This is a genomic window from Fibrella musci (assembly GCF_041321105.1).
GTDB lineage: Bacteria > Bacteroidota > Bacteroidia > Cytophagales > Spirosomataceae > Fibrella > Fibrella musci.
In genome coordinates this window covers 106,334-128,677 of sequence record NZ_JBGGWD010000003.1, presented here as the reverse complement: position 1 = coordinate 128,677, position 22,344 = coordinate 106,334, and the positions used below count along the sequence as shown (strand labels likewise).

At 57.4% G+C, this 22,344-nt stretch carries 17 protein-coding genes; 11 read left to right on the top strand and 6 right to left on the bottom strand.

The annotated features are described in order from the left end of the window. Positions 1 to 75 precede the first annotated feature (75 nt). Positions 76 to 795 (bottom strand): DUF2064 domain-containing protein, encoded by a 720-nt coding sequence (locus ACAW74_RS10410; RefSeq protein ID WP_370698135.1) that lies wholly within the window; start codon positions 793 to 795, stop codon positions 76 to 78. A gap of 402 nt (positions 796 to 1,197) precedes the next feature. Here ACAW74_RS10410 and ACAW74_RS10405 point away from each other — a divergent pair, with 402 nt between their 5' ends. Both ACAW74_RS10405 and ACAW74_RS10400 read left to right on the top strand, forming a co-directional pair. Beyond that, the gene (locus ACAW74_RS10405) at positions 1,198 to 4,260 is read left to right on the top strand and encodes a DEAD/DEAH box helicase (protein ID WP_370698134.1); all 3,063 of its coding nucleotides are present in this window, start codon (positions 1,198 to 1,200) and stop codon (positions 4,258 to 4,260) included. Between the two features lie 124 nt (positions 4,261 to 4,384). Continuing rightward, positions 4,385 to 6,742 (top strand): purple acid phosphatase family protein, encoded by a 2,358-nt coding sequence (locus tag ACAW74_RS10400; RefSeq protein ID WP_370698133.1) that lies wholly within the window; start codon positions 4,385 to 4,387, stop codon positions 6,740 to 6,742. Positions 6,743 to 6,852: 110 nt separating this feature from the next. Here the strand turns inward: ACAW74_RS10400 and ACAW74_RS10395 are convergent, their stop codons facing one another. Further along, positions 6,853 to 7,959, bottom strand: coding sequence for an alkene reductase (locus tag ACAW74_RS10395; RefSeq protein ID WP_370698132.1), 1,107 nt, complete (start codon positions 7,957 to 7,959; stop codon positions 6,853 to 6,855). A 99-nt stretch (positions 7,960 to 8,058) separates the two neighbouring features. Between ACAW74_RS10395 and ACAW74_RS10390 the strand changes: the two genes are divergently transcribed. Then, on the top strand, positions 8,059 to 8,964 hold the full coding sequence (locus ACAW74_RS10390; RefSeq protein ID WP_370698131.1) for a LysR family transcriptional regulator: 906 nt from the start codon (positions 8,059 to 8,061) through the stop codon (positions 8,962 to 8,964). A gap of 16 nt (positions 8,965 to 8,980) precedes the next feature. On the opposite strand, the gene ACAW74_RS10385 is transcribed toward ACAW74_RS10390, so the two are convergent. Then, the gene (locus ACAW74_RS10385; RefSeq protein ID WP_370698130.1) at positions 8,981 to 10,516 is read right to left on the bottom strand and encodes a flavin-containing monooxygenase; all 1,536 of its coding nucleotides are present in this window, start codon (positions 10,514 to 10,516) and stop codon (positions 8,981 to 8,983) included. Between the two features lie 177 nt (positions 10,517 to 10,693). On the opposite strand from ACAW74_RS10385, the gene gcvH reads away from it, so the two are divergent. The 6 genes from gcvH to ACAW74_RS10355 all read left to right on the top strand — a co-directional run bounded on the left by gcvH (position 10,694) and on the right by ACAW74_RS10355 (position 14,845). Then, a complete protein-coding gene (gene gcvH / locus ACAW74_RS10380; protein WP_370698129.1) occupies positions 10,694 to 11,077 on the top strand; it encodes a glycine cleavage system protein GcvH in 384 nt (127 codons plus the stop codon). Positions 11,078 to 11,177: 100 nt separating this feature from the next. Further along, positions 11,178 to 12,503, top strand: a complete 1,326-nt coding sequence (locus ACAW74_RS10375) for a dihydroorotase (RefSeq protein ID WP_370698128.1) — start codon at positions 11,178 to 11,180, stop codon at positions 12,501 to 12,503. 69 nt (positions 12,504 to 12,572) lie between these two features. Further along, positions 12,573 to 13,118 carry a DUF4199 domain-containing protein gene (locus ACAW74_RS10370; RefSeq protein ID WP_370698127.1) on the top strand — a complete coding sequence of 182 codons (546 nt, stop codon included), beginning with the start codon at positions 12,573 to 12,575 and terminating at the stop codon, positions 13,116 to 13,118. Next, entirely contained in the window at positions 13,118 to 13,666 is a 549-nt protein-coding gene (locus ACAW74_RS10365) for a DUF4199 domain-containing protein (protein WP_370698126.1), read from the top strand. Before ACAW74_RS10370 ends, ACAW74_RS10365 begins: the two co-directional genes overlap by 1 nt. Position 13,667: 1 nt before the next feature. Beyond that, on the top strand, positions 13,668 to 14,390 hold the full coding sequence (gene gldF / locus ACAW74_RS10360; RefSeq protein WP_370698653.1) for a gliding motility-associated ABC transporter permease subunit GldF: 723 nt from the start codon (positions 13,668 to 13,670) through the stop codon (positions 14,388 to 14,390). After that, a complete protein-coding gene (locus tag ACAW74_RS10355; protein ID WP_370698125.1) occupies positions 14,390 to 14,845 on the top strand; it encodes a VanZ family protein in 456 nt (151 codons plus the stop codon). The genes gldF and ACAW74_RS10355 overlap by 1 nt, the downstream gene beginning before the upstream one ends. Positions 14,846 to 14,911: 66 nt before the next feature. Here ACAW74_RS10355 and ACAW74_RS10350 read toward each other — a convergent pair whose 3' ends face one another. The 3 genes from ACAW74_RS10350 to ACAW74_RS10340 form a co-directional block, all read right to left on the bottom strand. Beyond that, positions 14,912 to 16,264 carry a tetratricopeptide repeat protein gene (locus ACAW74_RS10350; protein ID WP_370698124.1) on the bottom strand — a complete coding sequence of 451 codons (1,353 nt, stop codon included), beginning with the start codon at positions 16,262 to 16,264 and terminating at the stop codon, positions 14,912 to 14,914. Positions 16,265 to 16,525: 261 nt separating this feature from the next. Then, a complete protein-coding gene (locus ACAW74_RS10345; RefSeq protein ID WP_370698123.1) occupies positions 16,526 to 19,024 on the bottom strand; it encodes an HRDC domain-containing protein in 2,499 nt (832 codons plus the stop codon). A gap of 62 nt (positions 19,025 to 19,086) precedes the next feature. After that, complete coding sequence (locus tag ACAW74_RS10340; protein ID WP_370698122.1) at positions 19,087 to 19,347, bottom strand: hypothetical protein; 261 nt, start codon at positions 19,345 to 19,347, stop codon at positions 19,087 to 19,089. 57 nt (positions 19,348 to 19,404) lie between these two features. Between ACAW74_RS10340 and ACAW74_RS10335 the strand changes: the two genes are divergently transcribed. Both ACAW74_RS10335 and ACAW74_RS10330 read left to right on the top strand, forming a co-directional pair. After that, complete coding sequence (locus ACAW74_RS10335; protein ID WP_370698121.1) at positions 19,405 to 21,336, top strand: M1 family metallopeptidase; 1,932 nt, start codon at positions 19,405 to 19,407, stop codon at positions 21,334 to 21,336. A gap of 156 nt (positions 21,337 to 21,492) precedes the next feature. Continuing rightward, the gene (locus ACAW74_RS10330) at positions 21,493 to 22,341 is read left to right on the top strand and encodes a hypothetical protein (RefSeq protein WP_370698120.1); all 849 of its coding nucleotides are present in this window, start codon (positions 21,493 to 21,495) and stop codon (positions 22,339 to 22,341) included. Positions 22,342 to 22,344: the final 3 nt, after the last annotated feature.

Below are 22,344 nucleotides of genomic sequence, written 5' to 3'. Positions count from 1 at the left end.
ACGTGTTGTGGTAAGCCCCGCCGGCTGACGTCGGGGCTACAGTGAAAAATGGGACAATTGACTACAGGGGAAAGGCTACGCCACTGGGGGCGCGCGGAGCCCGGAGGGGGCTAACGAGCGAAACGGCTCGAATGCGAGGCAGGCCGTGTACATGCCCCGACGGGTGGTTTGCAACGCATTGGTCAGAGCCCGAATCCAGCGCCATTCGCCAACAAGTTCGCCCAGCCGGATATCGTGCCGGTGGTTCCAGTCGCGGTGTGTGGCCGTGAGTGGTGCACAGGGTTGTCCTTGTTGCCGGAGGTAGCTGGTCAGCGCGTGGGCCAGCTGGTTGGTTTGCCAGGGGAGTGCCTCAAAAGCGTCGGTGTTGGCCAGAGCAGCCCGATTGAGCCCAACCAGATAGACTCCGCCACGCTCATCGGTACCAATGGGTAACGTACCCAGCGGGCTGAGTTTGCTCGTTTGAGCCAGTTGGGCAGCGGCCTTCAGATCGGCTACACGCAGGCTGGGGCAGTCGTTACCAATGCACAATACGGTTGTATAGCCCTGATCGAGCACGGCCTGTGCGGCCCGGCGCAGTTGCTGCCCGAATGAATCGCAGGGCGATTGAGCAACCAACTGATGCGAAAGAAACGCAGGCAGATGGGTCGCCCTGATCTTGGCCCAGGTGAGATCCTCCAGTGCCTGCCAGGTACGTTCGTCGCGTTGCCCGACGCCTGTCAACGGTTTGCTACCAGCCTCCTGCACCGCCGGGCGGGCAAACAGCAGTATAGCGACAGACGACCTTGACGAGTGCATAGTGAGGGAAACGGGTACAAAAAAACGGAACCTTACCAAAAAACGGGTAACCGGCTACGTTTACGAGCCTATGGAGTGAACTGTATCCAACGTACGTGATGCCTGCCCGACCGGATTGCCACAGCGATCAGGCTGCCCACTCAGTTGATTTGAATACGTGTGTATGCATTTAGACTTGGTCATCTATGACCTTGTCGTATATTTGGCACCGTTACCTCAGTATACGTTGCAGAATTGGCGAATTAACTAGTTAATTTACAAGATGTGCACTTACGAGTTAGTACTGGTAAGTATGCAACTGAGCCGTCTTCGCAATAGTGCCATCACTAACTCAGCGTTTCTAGAAGAATAGCCTTGCCTGTGCCATTCCGATGGCTCGGTATCGCTTTCTATGCATTTGGTATGAAAGTCTCACCGTCAGAACCGTTTCAGGTCGTTTACTCGCTGCTCGAACATGAATACCTTGGCTTTCTAATCGAGGCGTTTGTGGTGCATCTGAATGCGAAGGGAGAACTGACCCTGCAAACCCAAAGTCTGTCGCCCCAAAACGTGCGCGAATTTTCGGCTGGTCTCGACGAACGGGATTTCGAACTGGTGCGCCTCACCGACTATATCTGTCAGGATACCCTGCTGCGGCGCTTCAACACCAAAAAACTGTCGGCGGTCGATTTTTTCCTTAAAGTTTACGATCCGCAGAAAGGCGACAAAGTGATGCAGGATGCCATCTGCGATTACGTAGAGCGCACCAAGGCCCAGATTTTTCCGCTGCTGGCGGGGAAGACGATCTTCCTGATGACCAACGACGGTGATCCGGTGGGCGAGGCCGTGACGTTTATGCCCGAACCAGCGCGCGTCTTTTTTCATTTCGACCGAAACCCCAACGCCACCCATTATTACCCGATCATCCGTTACCCAACCGGGGCGGATGCCGACGGCAAACCCACGAGCGAGCGGGTGGAGTTTCAGCACCGCAACGCGCTGATTCTCTGCGACGAACCCGCCTGGCTGCTGGTCAACAACAAGCTCTACCATTTTGCCCGGTTAGGTAAGGGCGATGCCGGCGTGGAAGTCGACGGGAAAAAGCTGCGTCCCTTCCTGAACAAGAATCACATTGTGGTGCCCAAAAACATGGAAGCGCAGTATTACCAGCGGTTTATGGTGCCGCTGATTGCGCAGTACGACGTGTTTGCCAAAGGGTTCGAAATTCGCTACGCGGCGCTTAGCCCCTCGCCGGTACTGACGCTGTCAGAGCAGGTGGGGGCGCAGCAGGCGGTGTCGGCGGCCACGTTGTTTGGCGATCGCAACGCGGTCGATGTAGCCGAAGCCGATGATCCGGGACATACGGACGTCGTGTTTGATCTGTCGTTTCAGTACGGCGATTTCACGTTTCGGTTCGATAGCTTCGCCAACGCGGCCAATGTGAGCCTCGAACAGGTGGGCGACGAGTTTGTTTTCCACAAAATCAAGCGCGACCTGAAAGCCGAACGGCAGCGGTTTTCGCTGCTGCGCGATCAGGGTCTCGACCTTCGCAACGGGCGGCTGGCTATGCCCAAAACGCAGGCGTTCAGCTGGCTCAACGACCACCGGCAGGCACTGATCGACTCAGGCTTTCACCTCCGGCAAAACGCCGACGATACCCGCCGCTATTTTCTCGGCTATTCCAGCCTGGATATTTCCATCCGCGAAAGCCGCGACTGGTTCGACATCCACGCCAAAGTGCGCTTCGGCGATTTCGAGATTCCGTTTCTGAAGCTGCGCAACCTCATTCTGAACAACAAACGGGAGTTTACGCTGCCCAACGGCGAGATCGCGGTCATTCCCGAAGCGTGGTTCGTGAAATATGCCGAACTGGTGGGCTTCACCGAACTCTCGACGCTGAACGACGAACTGGGCCTCAGTGGGCAGTTTGGCGAGCGGGTGGTGCTGCCTAAGCACCACCTGGCACTGGTTCAGGAACTAGACAACGAGTCGCTGGCCGAGACGGTCATCAGCCGGCGGCTGGAGGGGTTGCGCGAGTTCGACGGAATCGACGAATTCCCGATGCCCAGGCAGTTTCTGGGTACGTTGCGGCCCTATCAGAAAGCCGGTTACGACTGGATGAATTTCCTGCGGCAATACAATTTTGGCGGTTGCCTGGCCGACGATATGGGGCTGGGCAAGACCGTCATGACGCTGGCAATGTTGCAGGGCCGTAAAGAAGCCAATCAGGAGAACGATGCATCGTCGGATCACTGCCCTACGCTGCTGGTGATGCCCACGTCGCTGCTATATAACTGGGAACTGGAAGCCCGGCGTTTCACGCCCGACCTGCGCGTGCTGGTGTATACAGGTACGTACCGCGACAAGAACACCGCCCAATTTGATGAGTACGACCTGATTTTGACGTCGTATGGCATCGTGCGCATCGATATCGACCTGTTGAAAAACTACCGCTTCGACTACGTGATCATGGACGAGTCGCAGGCGATCAAGAATCCGAACTCGTACATCACGCGGGCCGTAATGCAGTTGAATTCGGCGCACCGACTCATCCTGACGGGGACGCCCCTCGAAAACAGCACGATGGACCTCTGGACGCAGATGACGTTCATCAACCCCGGTCTGTTGGGTAGTCAGTCGTTTTTCCGGAATACGTACCAGATTCCGATCGAAAAGCGCAACGACGAGCAGAAGATGCAGAAGCTCTATGGCCTGATCAAGCCGTTTATGCTGCGCCGCAACAAGAAACAGGTCGCGACCGATCTGCCGCCCAAAGTGGAGTCGGTATTGTATTGCGACATGACGACGGAGCAGGAAAAAACCTACGAAGAAGCGAAGTCGTACTACCGCAACCTGATTCTGGAGCGCATTGAAGCCGATGGCATGGCCAAATCGCAGATGGTGGTGTTGCAGGGCCTTACCAAGTTGCGGCAGATTGCCAACCACCCGCGCCTGGTCGATCTGGACTACAAAGGCGATTCGGGCAAGTTGCAGGACGTATGGATGCGGCTCGAAACGGCTCTGGGCGAAGGTCATAAGATTTTGATCTTCAGTCAGTTCATTAAGCACCTGGCGGTGGTAAAACAGTACCTGAAAGAGAAGAATATCCGTTTTGCCTACCTCGACGGCGGTAGCACCGACCGGCAGGAGCAGGTCGAGCGTTTCCAGACCGACGATTCGGTGCAACTCTTCCTGATTTCGCTCAAAGCCGGAGGGCTGGGCCACAACCTCACCGCCGCCGACTACGTCTTTCTGCTCGACCCCTGGTGGAACCCCGCCATCGAGGCGCAGGCCGTCGACCGGGCGCACCGCATCGGGCAGCAGAAACCGGTGTTTACTTACAAGTTCATTACCAAGAACACCGTCGAAGAGAAGATTCTGGCCTTGCAGCGCAACAAACAACGCCTCGCCAGCGAACTCGTCACGAGCGAAGAAAGCTTCGTGAAGTCGCTGACCAAAGAAGACGTAATGGTCCTGTTGGAGTAGGCTATGGTGAACCATTAGTCAGTGGCGGTCAACGAATTACAGGGGCTGGTGTGCTTTTGGGATTGCGTAATTCGTACTACTATTGCCGGTGTAAGTGAAACACCACACTTGCGCAAACCGGCGGATGAAACGCACGAATCGACTGAGCCGTTGGGGGCTGCTGTGCAGCATAGTGCTGCCTTTACTGGCGCAGGGGCAGGCTACCCTCATCGCTACAGGGGCCGTCTGGCGCTATGCCGACAAGGGCAGCGTACCCACCAGCCAAACGGTAGCGGGGCAGGTACGTACCTGGACTCACCGGGACTACGACGATACCGCCCCCGCCAGCTGGTCGGCGGGCGCGTCGGAACTGGGCTATGGAGATGGCGACGAAGCGACCGTGGTTGGCTACGGACCCGATGCCAACGCCAAATACATTACGACTTATTTTCGGAAAACAATCTCGGTGTCCAGCGTCAACGCCACGGGCTATCAGGTACGTGTTAGGCGCGACGATGGTGTGGTGCTGTACCTGAATGACACTGAAATCTGGCGCGACAACCTGCCCACTGGGGCGGTTAGCTACGCAACGCTGGCGAGTGTAGGCATCGGTGGGGCCGACGAAAGTGCGTGGTCGGCCTGGGTATCGGTGCCCGCGGCGCTGATGCAGGCGGGCACTAATGTGCTGGCTGCCGAGGTGCATCAGTCGGTGGGGAACAGCAGCGACATCACGTTTGATCTGGAACTGCGCGAAGCGCCGGCGGTGACCCTCACGCGCGGACCCTACCTGAACATGACGAGTCAGACGGCAATGACCATCCGCTGGCGTACCGACGTACCCACCATCGGGCGCGTGACCTACGGGCTGGTGGGTAGTGCCCTGACCGGTACGTCGAGCGAAACCGCTACCACCATCGAACATGAACTACGCCTGACCGGGCTGCTAACCGATCAGCGTTACGCGTATACCGTGGGTACGTCAACGGCCGTGCTGCGGCAGGGGCCGGACCTGACTTTTCAGACCGCGCCACCGCTTAACACCAAACGCAAAATCAGCATTGCGTCGTTCGGCGACTGTGGGGCAGGGAATGCCAACCAACTGGCTGTGCGGGAGGCGTATCTGGCGTTTATGGCAAGCCAGCCCGGTGGGTACGTGCCTGCCGATCTCTGGCTGCTCATCGGTGACAATTCATACAACGGCGACGACCCTACCTACCAGACCAAGTTCTTCGATGTGTACCGGGATAACCTGTTGCTGAACCATCCGGTATATGCCATTCCCGGCAATCACGATTATAGCGATAACGCCGCGCTGGCCGCTTCGCACAACATCCCGTATTTTGACATCTTTACGCACCCTACGCAGGCCGAAGCAGGTGGGGTGGCGTCGGGTACGCGCGAATGGTACTCGTTTGATTATGGCCCGGTGCACGTGGTCATGCTCGACGGATACGGTACGCGCCTGGTCAATGGTGTGCAGAAAAAACTGTATGACGACACCCTGAGTCATCCGCAGGCCATCTGGCTCAAGCAGGACCTGGCTGCTACGACCCAGCCCTGGCGGCTGGTATACCTGCACTTCCCGCCCTATACGCAGGGATCGCATAACTCCGAAACAGAGGGTGATCTGATCGCCATCCGGCAGCGGCTGAATCCCATTTTCGAGCGGTATGGCGTCGATGTGGTCATGACGGGGCATAGCCATGTGTACGAACGGTCGTATCCTATCCACGATCATTACGGCCCACTAAGCCAGTTTGTAGCCAACCCAACGGCCTACCGGCGCGAGGCCGATGCCAGTTCGGGACGGTACGATGGCTCTGCCAATGGCGGAGCGGGGTCGTGTCCCTACCGCAAAACCAACGCGAAAACCAAGCAGAGTACCATCTACGTGGTGTCGGGGTCGGCGGGGCAACTGTCGGCCATTGGGGGGCTGGGCAACCACCCGGCCATGGCCTTTACGCAGAAACAGGCAGGTGGGTCGTTTTATATGACTGTAGAAGATAACCGGCTGGATGCTAGGTTTATTCAGACTAGCTCCACTGCTTCATTCAGCGTGACCGACCAGTTTACGATGATGAAAAACGTGGGACGTACCCAGTATGTGCCGGTGTCGGCGGGGCAGTCGGTTACGCTGACGGCCTCATTTATTGCCGACTACCAGTGGAGTTCGCCCCAAAGCAATACGTTTACCAGCGCGGCGCGGTCTGTTGTGCTTACGCCTGCGCCGGGGCCGGTCCGTGCGTATGTCGTGCGCGACAGTCGGCAGTGCCTGGAAGACACCTATTACGTGCAGGTAGCCTATTGCAGCGTTCGGCCCGGCTCCTGGACTGACCCCGGCGTTTGGGAAGGTAACCGCCTGCCAACGGCACAGGATGTGGTTTGTCTGCGCCACGCGGTGAATATTCCAGCCAACGTGCAGGTAACGGCGGCCGGCGTTCACTATGAAGCAGGCGGGCAGTTATCACCCGGCTCAGCCAGCAGGTTGCTGGTCTCCAATTGACCTGCCTCCCAGTAGCCCGAGGGGCGGCGCTGATTACTAGGCCCTGATGCGATAGCGTTCCGATGGACGTTCCCTCATTCAGTCGCCCACATGGCTATTAGATGGCTTATTCAGCTGGTATAGAACGGGTAATCGGTATAGCCTTCTACGCTTCCGCCGAAGAATTGCTCCCGGATAGGCGAATTGAGCGGCAGGTTATGTTGCAGTCGGTAGGGCAAATCGGGGTTGGCAATAAATGGGCGGCCAAAGCCAATGAGGTCGGCCAGTCCGCTTTGCAGCATGTCGTCGGCGCGTTCGGTCGAGTATTTGCCGGAGTAGATCAACGTACCTGCAAAGGCAGCTCTATACGCTTCTTTAAACTGAAGGGGCATGTGCGGCGCATTGTCCCAGTCGGCTTCGGCAATGTGGATGTAGGCGATGCCCCGCTTGTTAAGCAGCCGGGCCGCTTCGATGTACGTCTCTTCCGGGTTATCGTCGACAGCACCCATGAGGGTTGTGAGCGGTGCCTGCCGCACGCCAACCCGGTGTGGGCCAATGGCTTCGGTCACTGCCACAACGACCTCATCCAGAAACCGAAGGCGGTTTGCTAGTGAACCTCCATACTGATCGGTACGGCGGTTGGTCTGCGAATCGATAAACTGCTCGATGAGATAGCCATTGGCTCCGTGCAGTTCCACCCCGTCGAAGCCAGCCGCTATGGCATTTCGGGCAGCCTGGGCGTAGTCGGCGATAATCTGCTGGATGTCGGCGACCGTAAGCGCCCGAGGCATCGAATGCGGCACCATTTCGCCGGTGCCCGAAGTCGGATCGTCGGAACCGTCGGTGGCCAGGAAGACCTTCACGCCCTCGGCCAGTAGTGCCGACGGAGCAACGGGCGCCTGCCCGTGTTCCTGCAACGAGGTGTGGGAGATGCGGCCCACATGCCACAACTGCGCGAAGATCGTGCCGCCGTTTTCATGAACCGCCGTCGTAACCTTTCGCCAGCCTTCTACCTGCTCGGGGGTATAGATACCCGGTGTCCAGGCATAACCCTGCCCCTGTTGGCTAATCTGGGTGCCTTCCGAGATAATGAGACCGGCTGTGGCCCGTTGCGCATAGTACTGGGCCATCAGGCTGGTGGCGACACCGCCCCTGGCTGCCCGGGAGCGGGTCATGGGTGGCATGACGATCCTGTTTTTCAGGTGAATGCCAGCCAATTCATAGGGTGTAAATAGCATGTCGATCGCGTTGTGCTGATTGAGGCAACAAAGGTCAGGACGTGCTTTGGTTCATCAAAATAAGTTAAATTGGCCTTTTGTATCAGAATACTGATAGTCATGCAATCGAATCTGGAGTGGTTTCGCACCTTCAAAGCCATTTACGAAACCGGCACGTTATCGGCCGCGGCTAAAGAGTTATTCATCTCTCAGCCGGGCGTAAGCCTGCACCTCAACTCGCTGGAAGCCTACACCGGCTATAAATTATTTGACCGGTCGGCCCGCCGGATGCTCCCCACGGAAAAAGGAAAGATCCTGTACAATTATGTGGTTGAGTCGCTCAAAAAACTGGAGATGGCCGAGCAGAATTTTCACAAGCGATCACAGGCCGACCGCGTAACGATCAGCGTGGGTATGTGCTTTGAAACGTTTCAGTATACGTTGGAAGAACATGTGGCCAGTTTGCCTTTTAACCTGATTATTAAATTCGGCGAATACCATCAGATGGTACACGATCTGGAAAATGGCTTGCTGGATATTATTATTTCGCCTCAAAAAGGAACGTCAAAAGATATTTTGTACAATCCATTTTCAAAAGAGCGAATTGTGCTAATCGCCGGTAAATCAACGGAGTTGAGTTCAATAAAGGAGATTATGCAAAAAAAGAATACCCGCGAAATTGCCGACTATCTGAAAAAACAGATCTGGTACAGCACGGCTGCGGATATGGAGCATCTGAAGAATTTCTGGCTGCGTAATTTTTCTGAACACCCTGATTTTAGCCCCAATTTTATTGTACCGAATATCAGTTCGATTATTCGTTGCCTTAGCAATGGACAGGGCTTTGCGATTGTGCCCGATTTTTTGTGCCTCGAAGCCATTGAACAGGGGAATGTTAAGCTTGTCTGGGAAGGCGAACCGGTCTGGGAAAATATACTTTATTTCGGCCGCCGGAAAAAGACAATGCACGACAACGAATTAACCCTGATCGAAACCATTTTTCAGAATAAATGGACTAAATCGTGAAGCCATCCCCAGCCTGTTAGCCAAGCGACGGAGTGGGTATGGCTGACTGCGGTTGCGGCGCCTGCTCCAGCATATAGTCGGCCCGATTGATGCGCCGGGTACGTTGGCGGTAGGTGACCGTGAGGGCAGGCCAGAGGGTGGTGTTCCGGCCCTGGGCATCCATGTACCAGCTCCGGCACCCCGACGCCCAAACTGTGCCCGCCAACTGCTGCTGAAGCGCGTCGTTGTGGGTACGTTGGCTGTCGGGTTTTACGTCCAGAAAAGCGTCGGCGCCTGTTTGTTCGAGGGTTTGCAGGTAATCGAGCAGGTAGTTGAGCTGCGACTCGATCATGTGAATGACCGACGTATGCCCCAGGCCGGTGTTGGGCCCCAGCAGAAACAGCAGGTTCGGGAATCCCGACGCCGTTAGGCCATATAACGCCTGCGGGCCTGTCTGCGCCCATTCGGTGAGCAGGTCGCGCCCGTGGCGGCCGGTGAAAGAAAAGGCCGTGCGGCCATTGGGCAACCGGCCCACGGCAATGTCGGCGACCTGAAAGCCAGTGCTGAAAATCAGGGCATCGAATGGCTGTTCGTTGGCTAGTCCGGCCGAATCCACCGTGCGGATACCCGTGGGGGTAACGGTGTCGATCGGGTTGGTTTCCAGCGTTACGTTGGGGCGTGTGAGGGCGGGGTAATAGTCGTCGGAGACCAGTACCCGTTTGCAGCCCATCGTGTAGGTCGGCCACAGGCGTCGGCGCAGGTCGGGGTTGCTGATCTGGGCTTCGAGGTGCTTTCGGGCCAGGGTTGTGCCCAGTTTATTGAACAGCTCATTGCCCATAAAGGACAGACCGCTGGCTTCGTTGAGCCAGTAAATAAGGCTCCGGTGTAGCTGCTGAGCCAGGGGCAGCGTGCGGTAGAGCCGTTGTTGCCAGGCTGGGTACGTTCGGTTGTTGCGGGGCATTACGTAGGGGGGCGTGCGCTGAAACACCGTAAGCTGCGCTACCTGCGGGGCAATGGCCGGCACGATCTGAATGGCACTGGCACCCGTGCCGATCACGGCCACGCGTTTGCCGCGCAGGTCGTAGTCGTGGTTCCAGCGGGCCGAATGAAAAACCGTGCCCGTGAACGTACCCAGACCGGGTAGCTGCGGCAGGCTGGGGCGGGTGAAGGGGCCGGTGGCGGCCACCACCACGCGCGCTCGGGTCTGGTTGCCCTGCTGGTCGGTGAGGTGCCAGCGCGCGGTGGCTTCGTCCCAGCGACTGTCGACGATGGTGGTCTGAAAGCGAATCTGATCGCGCAGGTTGAACCGGTCGACGCAGTGGCGGAGGTATTGCTGAATTTCGGCCTGGGGCGAATAGGCCTTCGACCAGCCCGGATTGGGCGCAAAGGAAAACGAGTAGAGGTGGGAGGGTACGTCGCAGGCGCAGCCGGGGTACGTGTTGTCGCGCCAGGTTCCACCCACGTCGTTGCTCCGTTCAAACACAACAAACGAGCGCCGCCCGCTCAGCGAAAGCCGGATGGCGGCACCCAGACCGGCGAAACCCGCGCCAATAATCGCTACCTGAACGTCCATGAGAACTAGTTGAGAAAAGTCGGCGGCAAAAGTAGCGCGAAGTCTGGAAAGTCGACGGGGCAATGTGGGCACTGGCTGTTGCCACTATTCCGTGCACTTTCCCGACCCGGCGCTACTTTTATAACGACTTTCCAGACTTATACTCCTATTTTTGCGGCTCAGTAATTACCGAAACCAATGACGTTCCCCGACGAACTCAAATACACCCAGGACCACGAGTGGATTCGCCTGGAAGCCGACGGCACCGCCACGGTGGGCATCACCGATTTCGCGCAGCATGAACTGGGCGACATCGTGTACGTAGACATTACGACGGTTGGTCAATCGCTCGAAAAAGGCGAGATCTTCGGTTCGGTTGAAGCCGTGAAAACGGTGTCAGACCTGTTCCTGCCCATCAGCGGCGAGGTGCTCGAAGTCAACGATGAAACCGAAAAAAGCCCCGAGCTGGTCAATACCGATCCGTATGGCCGGGGTTGGATTATCCGCATGAAACCAACCGAAGGCACCGCGCTCGACGATCTGATGACGGCCGAAGCCTACAAAGATCTGGTTGGTCAATAAGAACCCGTAACACGTTCAGCGTTCAACGTTCAAGGTGAAGGTTCGCAGCGTTTCGCACGTTGCTCCTTGTCTGTTGAACTTTGGACGTTTTTTTACGCCTATGCACCTGCTCATCCGGTCGGCCCGCGTGGTCGATGCGGCCTCGCCGCTCCATAATCAAGTTGTTGACCTGCACCTCGAAAACGGCCTTATCCGTCAGTTGCATCCGTCCGGGGCGGGTTCATCGTTGCCCGTTCCCGAGGGGGCGCGGCTGATCGAAGGGGCCAATCTGCACGTATCGGCGGGTTGGGTCGATGGACGGGCGGCCGCCAATGACCCCGGCCATGAACACCGCGAAACGCTCACTGATCTGGCCAAAGCAGCGGCAGCCGGTGGGTTTACCGACGTGGTGCTACTGCCCAACACGTACCCCGTTGTCGACTCGAAAGATACGCTTGGGTACGTGCGGCGCATGGGCGACGGGCAACCGGCTCGTCTGCACCCGACGGCGGCCATCACGAAGGGGACCAAAGGCGAGGACTTCACCGACATGATCGACCTGCACCGGGCCGGGGCCATTGCCTTCACGGATGGCGACCACCCGTTGCAAAACCCGGACCTGCTGCTCAAAACGCTGCAATACCTGCAACCGGTTGGTGGCCTGCTGATCAACCGCCCCGAAGACACCCTGCTGACGCGCTACGGGCAGATGCACGAAGGCGAACAAAGCACCCGGCTGGGCCTGAAAGGGTTGCCCGCCATGGCCGAGGCGATGCTGATTGCCCGCGACCTGCGGCTGCTGGCCTACGTGCTCGACGGACAGCCGACAATTCCGTCGGCGCCGATGTTGCACTTTGCCTGTCTGTCGTCGGCGGAGTCGGTGGCGCTGGTGCGGGAGGCCAAAGCGAAGGGCCTACCCGTGAGTTGCGACGTAGCTGCCCACCAACTGCTGTTTACCGACGCCGATCTGGCCGGGTTTGATACCAATCTGAAAGTGAACCCGCCTTTCCGCTCGGCCGATGATGTGGCGGCGCTCTGGGCCGGGCTGACTGACGGCACCATCGACCTGATCGTGACGGACCACCACCCCCACGACGAAGAGAGCAAGAACATCGAATTTGATATGGCGGAGTTTGGCATTACGGGGCTGGAAACGGCCTTTGCTGCCCTGCTCACCAAGGCCAGCGAGCAACAGTCAGGTACATCCATACCGGGTACGTCCATACCGGGTACGTCCGTTCTGGGTACGTTGGTCGATCGCTTCACGGTAGGGCCACGCCGGGTGTTCGGGCTGCCCGCCGTTTCTATTGCCGAGGGGCAACCGGCCACGCTGACCCTGTTTGATCCCACGGCTACCTGGACATACGAAAAGCCACTCTCGCCCGCCAAAAACTCACCCTTCCTGGGTAAGACCCTCACAGGTAAGGTAATCACCACAATCCTGTAACGTCGTCTGGCGGGCGTTGGCTAGCCACCGGTTGGTGGTTTGGTCAGCGATTGCCAGATGCTTTCTGCCATGAACTACTTCAATCACCCACTTCTGAGAGTCCCGCTGCTGTTTGGCCTGGGGGCCGGTCTGGCGGCATTTCTGCTCTTTTTGGGGCTGCACACCCTGGGCATCACGGCCCTCTACGTCTACGAAAAATACCCGTTCGACTTTGGGATTCACCTGATCGTGATGATCGCGGCCGTTTGGTATTATCGCCGAAACGTGGGCAAGGGGCTGCTGCACATGTGGGAAGGGCTCACCATCTGCTACGTGGTCAACACGGTGGCGGCGCTGGTGGCGGGCTGGCTCATCTATGCCTTCGTGACCTGGGTCGATCCGTCGGAGTTTACGCGTTACATCAATGAGCTGACGCAGTTTCAGCTGCACGACAAAGCCAACTACGTGAAGACGTTTGGCGAAGAAGCCTACAAAGCTCAACTGGCGCAGACTGCCGCTACCACGCCCGACGTGCTGCCGCTCAGTATGTTGGGCAAAAAAACACTGCTGGGTATTCTGCCCATTCTGATTATTTCGCTGGTATTTCGCAAGCAGGATTATAGCGCCCTGAACTAATGGAAGAAAAACCGTCTACTGCCCGATTAGCCCTGAAATGGGGTGGCCTTGTTGGCCTCGTTGAAATTCTGATCACTACCATCCGGTACGCGCTGGGCTACTACTCCGGCATGGGTGGCACCGTGTTCGGCGTGGTCAATGGGGTGGTGATCGTAACGGGGCTGGTGCTGGCACTGCGCGAATTCCGTAACCTGAACAAAGGATACCTGTCGGTGGGCGAAGCCGTTGGCCTGGGGTCGCTGATGTTTGCGATCATGGGCCTGCTCGATACTACGTTTTCTCAGTTTTACCAGGCGTTTATCGACCCGAACCTGATTGCAAAGACGTTGCAACAAACCCGCGACTTCATGGAGGCGCAGGGTGTTCCCGACGAAGCCCTCGAAAAATTCGACGATCAGATGGGGGAACTGGAAGCGCAGCAGCGTAAAAAAGGGGCGTCGGGTGGCGCTTTCCTGATCAGCATACTCTGGTGGACGTTTGCCGGTACCATTGTAACATTAATTGTGTCGCTCTTTATGCGTCGTCGTAAAGACAATCCGTTTGATTGATGTGGTAGCTATTTTCCGAAAAGAAATCAATCAATTTTTTGGGTCAGCCATCGCCTACATCATCATGGGTACGTTCCTGACGGTGGTGGGGTTGCTGCTGTGGGTGTTTCCGCAAACCAACCTGCTCGACTACGGGTACGCCGATCTGGGGCAGTTTTTCGTGCTGACGCCCTACGTGCTGGTGTTGCTGGCCCCGGCCATTACCATGCGTTCCATTGCCGACGAACGACGGGCCGGTACGCTCGAATGGCTGCTTACCAAACCCGTGGGCCGCTGGGGGATTGTGCTGGGTAAATTCGGAGCCAACTGGCTGCTGGTAGCCTTGACGATCGCTCCCACGCTGCTCTACGCCTATTCGCTTTATCAGCTCGGCAACCCGGTTGGTACAATCGATCTGGCCGTGGTGGCGGGGTCGTATGTGGGGCTACTGCTGCTGGCCGGTGTGTTTGTGGCGGTGGGGCTGTGGGCATCGTCACTCAACGACAATCAGGTCGTGGCGTTTGTAGTCGGGGCGGTGGCCTGCCTGCTGTTGTACGCTGGCTTGAGCACGCTGAGTACTCTGTTCGGTACCACCGATCTGGCCTACTGGCTCGAATACTTCAGCCTCGACCAACAGTACAGCGCGCTGGGACGGGGGCTGCTCGATACGCGCAATATTATCTATCTCGTCTGCCTGGCCGTGCTGTTTCTGGCCCTTGCTGAACGGCGGCTTCAACGGATATAATGCAGTCTCTCGAATCAATGCTGGCTTACCTTGGCCTGAACGGGTATCAGGCAGTAGCAGCAGCCGTCGTTTTTGTTGCGTTTCTGGTTATGTGGCTCGTCGCCCATGTTCGTTGGCAGCGCGCCGCGGCCATTGCCTGGTCGATTGCCATTTTTGCTGGTTTATCCCTGCCCACTGATGTAGCTCCCGACGTCGGGGGAAGCGACAAAAATGTCCACACCATCATCTTCGCTGGCTTTGCGTTTTTGTGGCGCTGGGCGGGCCTCTCGGAGCGCCGCACACTAGCGTGGGGTGTGGCCTACGCCGTACTGTCGGAAGTCTACCAGGCCGTAATGCCGATTGGTCGTTCGGGCGATTGGCAAGACGCGCTGGCCGATATGATTGGGTTGTTGATTGGCTTACTACTCGCTCGTCTGCTGGCTAAGGTGATCACAGTTCCCGCCAGGAAAGACTAGTTCATCTGATCAAACAAAAAGGCCCGGCGCTGAATGAGCCGGGCCTTCTGCAATTGGAACTTGAGGCTAACGTGCGCTCTTATTACACCGTTCGGTGATGATTTTGTAGGCTTGTACATAACCCAGTTCGCCTGAACGGCTCAGGTCGGCGCAGCCGCTCACTTCATCGCCGGTATCGTAGCGAATGAGACCGCGCAGGTAGTAGGCTTCGGCATGGCGTGGGTTCAGCCGGACCGTGCTGTTACAGTCGATCATGGCCCCTTTCTGGTCGCCAAGCGACGAGCGGATAATACCCCGGATGAAGTACGACTCGGCACTCGTTGGGTTCAGTTCGACGGCGCGGTTCAGGTCGAGGAGGGCCGGTTTGCTGTCGCCGTTGGCGTTTTTAAGCATACCCCGGACAATGTAAGCGTCGGCCCGGTCATCGCCGAGTTCAGCCACTTTATACCGCTCCTGCACCACCGTAGCGAAGAGAGGCAGCATGTTTTGGGTGATAAACTCGCTGTAATAGGCTTTGGCCTGGATCGAGCGGTTATCCATTTCGATCGACTTATCGAGGTCGCCGAGTGCCACCTTAGCGTTGCCTGTGCGGCTGCGGCAGAAACCCCGGCTGAAGTAGGCCTTGAAGTGATTGGGGTTCAGTTCAAGTGTTTTGTTGTAATCCACAACGGCATTGTCGAACTCACCCATACGGGTTTTGACCAGACCACGCTTGTAGAACAGGTCGGCATCAGTTGGAGCCAACTCGATTGCCCGCGAGAAATCGGCCAGTGCACCTTTGTAGTCTTCCAGCTTGAAGCGCGAGTACCCCCGACCGGCGAGGGCCGTTGTTTTGTTTGGTGACTTTTCCAGCGCCAGACCAAAATCGGCCAGTGCCCCGCGGAAATCGCTCAGACCATTCTTGCAGTTACCCCGTGCCGTCAGGATGTTGGCATCGTTGGGTGAAAGCGACGACGCCCGGTTAAAGTCGTTCAGCGCCGCTGCCGAGTAACCCAGCTGAAGTTTGCAAAGGCCCCGGTTGTAATACAGGAAACCGTCGTTGGGGCTTAGCTCAACGGCGCGGTTGAAATCCTGCATGGCGCCCCGGTTGTCTTCCAGCTTTGAGCGGCTGATACCCCGGTAAAGATACGCATTCGCTTCCTGCGGATTTAGCTCAATTGCCTGATCGAGATCCGACACGGCTCCTTGTATGTCGTTAAGGCTCGTTTTGGCCAATGCCCGGTTGTAATAACTGGGGGCATTTTCGGGATTCATGATGATGGCAGTAGTGAACGCCTGAAGCGCACCCGTAAAGTCTTTCGCGTTACTCTTCTGGATGCCTTCATTGAAAAAATCAACGGCTGTCTGCTGACTGAAGGCCCCCGTCGACGTCAGCAGGGCCAGGCTGACAGCAAAAAGGGATGCATAAAATTTCTTCATTGAAGCTGATTTATGGTAGTTAAAAGTTCTGTTAGGCACTCAAAACTAGGCCCCTAACTGCTTGTGCGCAAGCCGCTACCTGCAAAAGATGAAAAATGTTTCGTAACCAGTTGTTGACTACTAAATCTATAGGAAATCCACCAAATATTTCTACTTATATGATGCTGTTTTTGTACGATTTGACTGCCAGTCATTTAACAAAGCATTGTGAGGCTTGGGTAAGTGATAAAGTAACTGTTTTTTGAATGTGATTTACCGTAACTATCTACCTACCGCTGCGTAAGCAAAACGCAGGTCAGTATAGCTAACACGGCCATCCAGCTGCTGCACAGCGTCGGTGAGGCTCGCGGGGCGGGTAGGGCCGAGGGTGTTATAAATAAGGGCAAGTTTTTCGGCACTCAACACCGCTTCAACGGGGAGCAGGCCGAGGTTGATGCAGCGGCTGAGGTGGTTCTCGATCGTCTGCTCCGTGACGCCACGTTGCTCGGCAATGGCACCGATTGATTTACCCAGCAGGAATAGCTTTAGCGTTGCTTCATACACCGGTTCCTTATCGGCCTTTGCCGCTTTTTTGGCGGGCGCTTCACTCGCCCGGGCATAGACATTGACCTTAGGCGGCGGTGGTCCGGCCGGGCGGCCGTCGGGTGGGTTTTGTTCGATGATTGCCAGTATCTCGTCGCCGATGCGCTTGGCTTTAGCCTTACCAACGCCTTTGATCTTGGTCAGCGCCTCCATGGTTTCGGGGCGTTTGGTCGCAATGTCCGTCACGGTTTGCTGGCTCATAATAAAATAAGCCGGGCTGTTGTGCTCTTCGGCCATGCGGCTGCGCCATTTCAACAGTTCGAAATACAGGCTGCTGGGCCGGTTACCGCGGTCGCCTGCTTTGGAGGCCTTGTCGGGTTGGCTGGTGGCCGTGGCGCGCTCCACCTTTTTACGGTTGGGCATGAAAGCCAGCTCGGCCTGGTTACGTACCTGCAAATACGCCAGGGCGTCGAACCCCTCGGCGCAACGCGTAAACAGGGCCAGCTTGGTGGCCAGTTCGCGTTCCAGTTCGTCGAGGGCTTCGAGCAAATCGGTACGTACCTGCTTATTGTCGGTATCGGTGGGCGCGTCATATACCAGCGGGAGCAACTCATCGGCGAGCAGGGCCTTGAAATAAGCGCCCGCTTTCTGGATGCGTGGTTGCAGGTCGGTGTTGGCTTCGGGCAGTGGTTCCTGACCGAAGTAGTCGGGCAATTGTTTTCGGAATCGATGCCCCACCACCCGCGCTTTGTCGGTCAGGGTGGTCTGGAGTTCATTTAACTGCTCGATCAAGGGGGCGGGCAGGGTACGGACGTTTTCGTCGACCACTTTGCGCACACGGCTTAGCAGATACGCCGCCCGTTCGAAGGCAAACAGGTCGTGCAGCAACTGCTCCTGATTGGCCCGTTTGGCATCGTGCAGGTGTTGCTCGGTGGGCGTCTTGGTCTGTACATCTTCGTGAAAACGCTCCAGATCGACCTCGGTTTTGATGCTGCTGGCCGGAATGGGCGTGCGCAGCACTAGGCCGTCGAGGGTTTTACAGCGGCTAAGGGCCACATACACCTGCCCATGCGCGAAGGCCCGGCCTGCGTCGATGATGGCCCGCTCGAAGGTGAGCCCCTGGCTTTTATGGATGGTGATGGCCCAGGCTAACCGCAGCGGATACTGCGTGAACGTACCAATCACTTCGCTCAGAATCTCGCCGGTTTTGGCGTCGAGGCTGTAGCGGATGTTCTGCCACTCGACCGGCCCGGTCACGATGGGTACAAACTCGCCCGCGCATTTCACGCTCACGTAGTCGGAGCCCAACTCGGCGATCTGACCAATCTTACCATTGTAATACTGCTTATCGGGCGAGCTATCGTTTTTGACAAACATCACCTGCGCCCCAACCTTCAGCTCCAGCGAAAACTCGGCTGGGTACATGGGCTCGGGAAAATCGTCGGTCACGACGGCTTCGTAGGTGTGCAGGCGGGTGGTCAGGTCGGCGAGTTTCTGGCTGTTGATCTGCTGGGCGGTCTGGTTGTGGGTGGCCAGCGTGATGTAGCCCTCGCGGTCGTCGGGAGTAAAGTCAGGTACGTAGCGCTGGTTGAGGTCGGTGAGACCCTCGGCCGTGATCGTCTTCTCGCGAATGCCGTTGAGCAGGTTGATAAAACGCCGGTCGGCCTGCCGGTAAATGTGCGTCAGTTCGATCGATACATAAGGCGTTTCGCGCAGGGCGTGGCTGCTGAAAAAATAACCCGTTTCGTAGTAGGGGCGGAGCAACGCCCAGTCGTCGTCGCGGATTACGGGCGGCAACTGCTGCATGTCGCCGATGAGCAGCAGTTGCACGCCGCCAAACGGTTCCTGGCTGTAGCGATAACGCCGCAGCACCTCATCGATACCGTCGAGCACATCGGCCCGGACCATGCTGATTTCGTCGATAACGAGCAGATCGAGTGTACGGATCAGGCGAATTTTTTCGCGCGAAAACTTACGATTTTCCTGTTTGGCCCCCGGAATAATGGGGCCGAACGGAAGCTGAAACAGGGAGTGGATGGTGACGCCGCCCGCGTTGATGGCCGCCACGCCCGTTGGGGCCACGACAACCAGCCGTTTGGCTGATAACTGCTTGATCTGGTGGAGAAAGGTGGTCTTGCCCGTACCCGCTTTACCGGTCAGAAACACATTCTGATTCGTATGCAGGACGTAGCTATGCGCCAGTTCAAGGCGTTGGTTGATGGGGGAAGCGGAATTCAACGGACGGCAGGCTCAAATTGCTCCGCAAAGGTACGACGGAATGAGCGACAGGCCACGGCCTTTCAGGCGTTGCGCGGCGGGTTGATGGCCAGCTTGTAGAGGTTTTCCACAAGCCGGAAACAGCACCAGATGGCAATAAGTCCGATGATGATGATGATCAGATCATGCACCAGAAAGCCATACAGCGGATTGGTTGCCAGGGAGCGGTAGAGGAATAACTTCAGGATGGCCAGCCCGGCCCGGTATACAACCCAGATGGCGACGGCCAGGCCCAGCAGGTTGAGCAATAATTTTCCGAGCCAGGTCAGTTGGGCGTTTGTCATGGAAGAATTGGCCAGAACGGACAAAGTTTTACTTTTAGCCGCAAAAATACCGAACCGATGCCTCGCCTGTACTTGCTTCTGTTGCCTTTCTGCCTGTGGTCTGGACTGGTCCGGGCCGATGCTCCACTGAGTCCGCGTATTGCCAGTTACCAAATCGATGTGCGGCTCAATTCGGCAACCAAACGCCTCGACGGGCGGCAGACGCTGACCTGGCGCAACACCTCGACCGACCGAATCAGTGAACTCTGGTTTCATCTGTACCTCAATGCATTTCGCGACGAAAAGTCGACGTTTATGCGCGAATCGGGCGGGCAGCTACGGGGCGATCAGATGGACAAATCGGAGCGCGCCAACTATGGCTGGACGAAGGTGACGGCCCTGACCGACCGCCGCACCGGCGAACGCCTGACGGGCGCGATGCGCTTTGCTCAGCCTGATGACTTCAATTCAGACGACCAGACGGTGATGCGGGTGCCGCTGAGCCGCCCCGTTGGCCCTGGCGAGACCATCGTGCTCGATATGGCCTTCGAGGCCAAGCTGCCGAAGATCTTCGCCCGGACGGGTTTCAGCCGCGATTTCTTTCTGGTTGGGCAGTGGTTTCCCAAGATTGCCGTCTACGAAGCGGCGGGCGTTCGGAGACCCGGCCAAAGCGGGACAGGCTCCCCACAGGGCGGCTGGAACTGCCACCAATTCCACGCGCATTCGGAGTTTTACGCCGACTACGGCAATTACGACGTGTCGATTACGACCGCCAGGAACCTGGAAATTGGCGCGACGGGGCAGTTGCTGCGCGAAACCGTGAACCGCGACGGTACCAAAACCCAGCGCTGGCAGGCTACTGATGTGGTCGATTTTGCCTGGACGGCCTCGCCCCGTTTCGAGGTAGTCACCGATGCCTGGACAGGGCGTTCGGGTCGTCAGGTACGTATCCGGCTGTTGATGCAACCCGAACACAGCGCGCAGGCCCAACGCCACGTCGACGCCGCCAAAACGGCGCTGACCTATTTCGACCGACACCTGGGTACGTATCCCTATAACACGCTGACGATCGTGGACCCGCCCCTGCACGCCTCCGGAGCCGCCGGTATGGAATACCCCACGTTCATCACGGCCGGCACGAGCTGGGGCCTGCCCGACGGGGCGCGTTTTCCGGAACTGGTTACGGTGCACGAGTTTGGCCACCAGTATTTTATGCAACTGCTGGCCAGTAATGAGTTTGAAGAGGCCTGGCTCGATGAGGGTTTCAATCAGTATTACGAGGGCCGGATCATGGACGAATGGTACGGCCCGCGCCAAAGTCAGATCGACTGGTTCGGGTTCCGGATGGGCGATCTGGAAGCGTCGCGCGATGGGTACGCTCATCTCGATAATCCGGCGATTGGTCCGGCCTATGGCAATGTGTGGCAGCTACCGGCGGGCTATTACGGCGCACTGACGTACCAGAAAACGGCCACCTGGCTGCGCACGCTGGAGGGGCTGGTGGGCCGCCCGCTCATGGACGAGATCATGCAGACGTACTTTCTGCGCTGGCGATTCAAACACCCCAATGCGCAGAGCTTCATCGACGTGGTGAATGAACTGGTACCGCGGCGGCTGGGCGCTACCTATGGCCCCGACATGAACTGGTTTTTTGATCAGGTGCTCTTCGGCGATCAGGTTTGCGACTACAAGCTGGCCAATATCCGCAACGGTAGCTCGCCAACGGTGCGCGTCGATCGGCTGGGCGACATGCAACTGCCCGTTGAACTGCTGGTTCACTTCGCCGACGGCAAGGAACAGACCCTGCGCTGGGATGGAAAGGCGCGTACCCACACTTTCGCGGTGTCGGGCAAAGGGCGCATCGAATGGGCCGAAGTCGACCCAAAGCAGAAGCTGTATATGGATACCGATTTTACGAACAACAGCCTCACGTTAAAGCCCTCATCGGCCCCTGCCGCCAAATTTGCCGCCAAATTTCTGTTCTGGCTCGAATGGCTGATGATGGCGTAAAAACAAATTATGAGCTATGAAATATGGAACATGACTTGACCGACCTACCCTTGATCGCTTTCCTAAAAAACTGCGAATTACAAAGCCCCACCCTTGACGCGACTTTGGCTAGCGAAGCCAATTCATACTCCATAATTCCTATTTCATCAGTACGCTATGTTCCGTCTTCCTGCGCCCCGCATCTGGCTACTTCTCTACGGCATTGCTTTGTTGCTGGCTCTACCGGGTACGTATGCCCTGTTTGTAAGCCTGAACGAGGTGGCCGGTAGCTCACGGGCACCGTTGCAGTTGCTCGCTGGCTTCGACTACACCGTTTTCAGCGACTTCATGCAGCATAACGAAAAGGCCATTAGCCCGGCCCTGCGGGCTGGGGTGCTTACATCACTGCTGTTTGTACTGGTCTGGACCTGGGCTTCGGGCGGGCTGATGTACAGCTTTCAGCTAACGGCGCCAATACCGCTGCCGTCGTTCTGGCAGGCGGGGACGCACTACCTGGCCAGGTACGTTCGGCTGCTGGGCGTGACGGCGCTGTTTACGATGGCTGTGTTTCTGGTGCCTTTCCTGATCGGCATTTTGCTGGCTACGGCCTTTTCCGATTCGCTCACCGAGCGGGGGCTGTTCTGGCTCGGCTTCGGCGGGTTTGCCGTGGGCGGGCTGGGTACGTTGCTTATCTGGTGCATCGCCGACTACGCCAAGGTGCATATGTTCCGCACCGACGAGCAGGGTGCCTTCCGGGCATTTGGGCAGGCAGGTCGGTTTGTGCTGAGCCACCTGCGGGCTACGTTTGGCCGCTACCTGCTGCTGGTGGCCCTGGTGGCAGGGCTGATGGGCCTGTACCTGCTGATCGACGACCTGCTCCCGATGCGCAACTGGCCGCTGATTTTGCTGATGGTGGTGGTGCAACAGACCATCATGGTGGGGCGTCTGCTGCTAAAAATTGTGACGCTGCGGGTGGCTTATACGGTGAGCGTTCAACCGATTGGTTCGGTGCGCCTTGCGGGTTAATGG

What these genes read in the sequence shown, in the direction of transcription:
- ACAW74_RS10410 (WP_370698135.1), bottom strand. Translation starts at nt 795, where the DNA reads ATGCACTCGTCAAGGTCGTCTGTCGCTATACTGCTGTTTGCCCGCCCG.
- ACAW74_RS10405 (WP_370698134.1), top strand. Translation starts at nt 1,198, where the DNA reads ATGAAAGTCTCACCGTCAGAACCGTTTCAGGTCGTTTACTCGCTGCTC.
- ACAW74_RS10400 (WP_370698133.1), top strand. Translation starts at nt 4,385, where the DNA reads ATGAAACGCACGAATCGACTGAGCCGTTGGGGGCTGCTGTGCAGCATA.
- ACAW74_RS10395 (WP_370698132.1), bottom strand. Translation starts at nt 7,959, where the DNA reads ATGCTATTTACACCCTATGAATTGGCTGGCATTCACCTGAAAAACAGG.
- ACAW74_RS10390 (WP_370698131.1), top strand. Translation starts at nt 8,059, where the DNA reads ATGCAATCGAATCTGGAGTGGTTTCGCACCTTCAAAGCCATTTACGAA.
- ACAW74_RS10385 (WP_370698130.1), bottom strand. Translation starts at nt 10,516, where the DNA reads ATGGACGTTCAGGTAGCGATTATTGGCGCGGGTTTCGCCGGTCTGGGT.
- gcvH (WP_370698129.1), top strand. Translation starts at nt 10,694, where the DNA reads ATGACGTTCCCCGACGAACTCAAATACACCCAGGACCACGAGTGGATT.
- ACAW74_RS10375 (WP_370698128.1), top strand. Translation starts at nt 11,178, where the DNA reads ATGCACCTGCTCATCCGGTCGGCCCGCGTGGTCGATGCGGCCTCGCCG.
- ACAW74_RS10370 (WP_370698127.1), top strand. Translation starts at nt 12,573, where the DNA reads ATGAACTACTTCAATCACCCACTTCTGAGAGTCCCGCTGCTGTTTGGC.
- ACAW74_RS10365 (WP_370698126.1), top strand. Translation starts at nt 13,118, where the DNA reads ATGGAAGAAAAACCGTCTACTGCCCGATTAGCCCTGAAATGGGGTGGC.
- ACAW74_RS10355 (WP_370698125.1), top strand. Translation starts at nt 14,390, where the DNA reads ATGCAGTCTCTCGAATCAATGCTGGCTTACCTTGGCCTGAACGGGTAT.
- ACAW74_RS10350 (WP_370698124.1), bottom strand. Translation starts at nt 16,264, where the DNA reads ATGAAGAAATTTTATGCATCCCTTTTTGCTGTCAGCCTGGCCCTGCTG.
- ACAW74_RS10340 (WP_370698122.1), bottom strand. Translation starts at nt 19,347, where the DNA reads ATGACAAACGCCCAACTGACCTGGCTCGGAAAATTATTGCTCAACCTG.
- ACAW74_RS10335 (WP_370698121.1), top strand. Translation starts at nt 19,405, where the DNA reads ATGCCTCGCCTGTACTTGCTTCTGTTGCCTTTCTGCCTGTGGTCTGGA.
- ACAW74_RS10330 (WP_370698120.1), top strand. Translation starts at nt 21,493, where the DNA reads ATGTTCCGTCTTCCTGCGCCCCGCATCTGGCTACTTCTCTACGGCATT.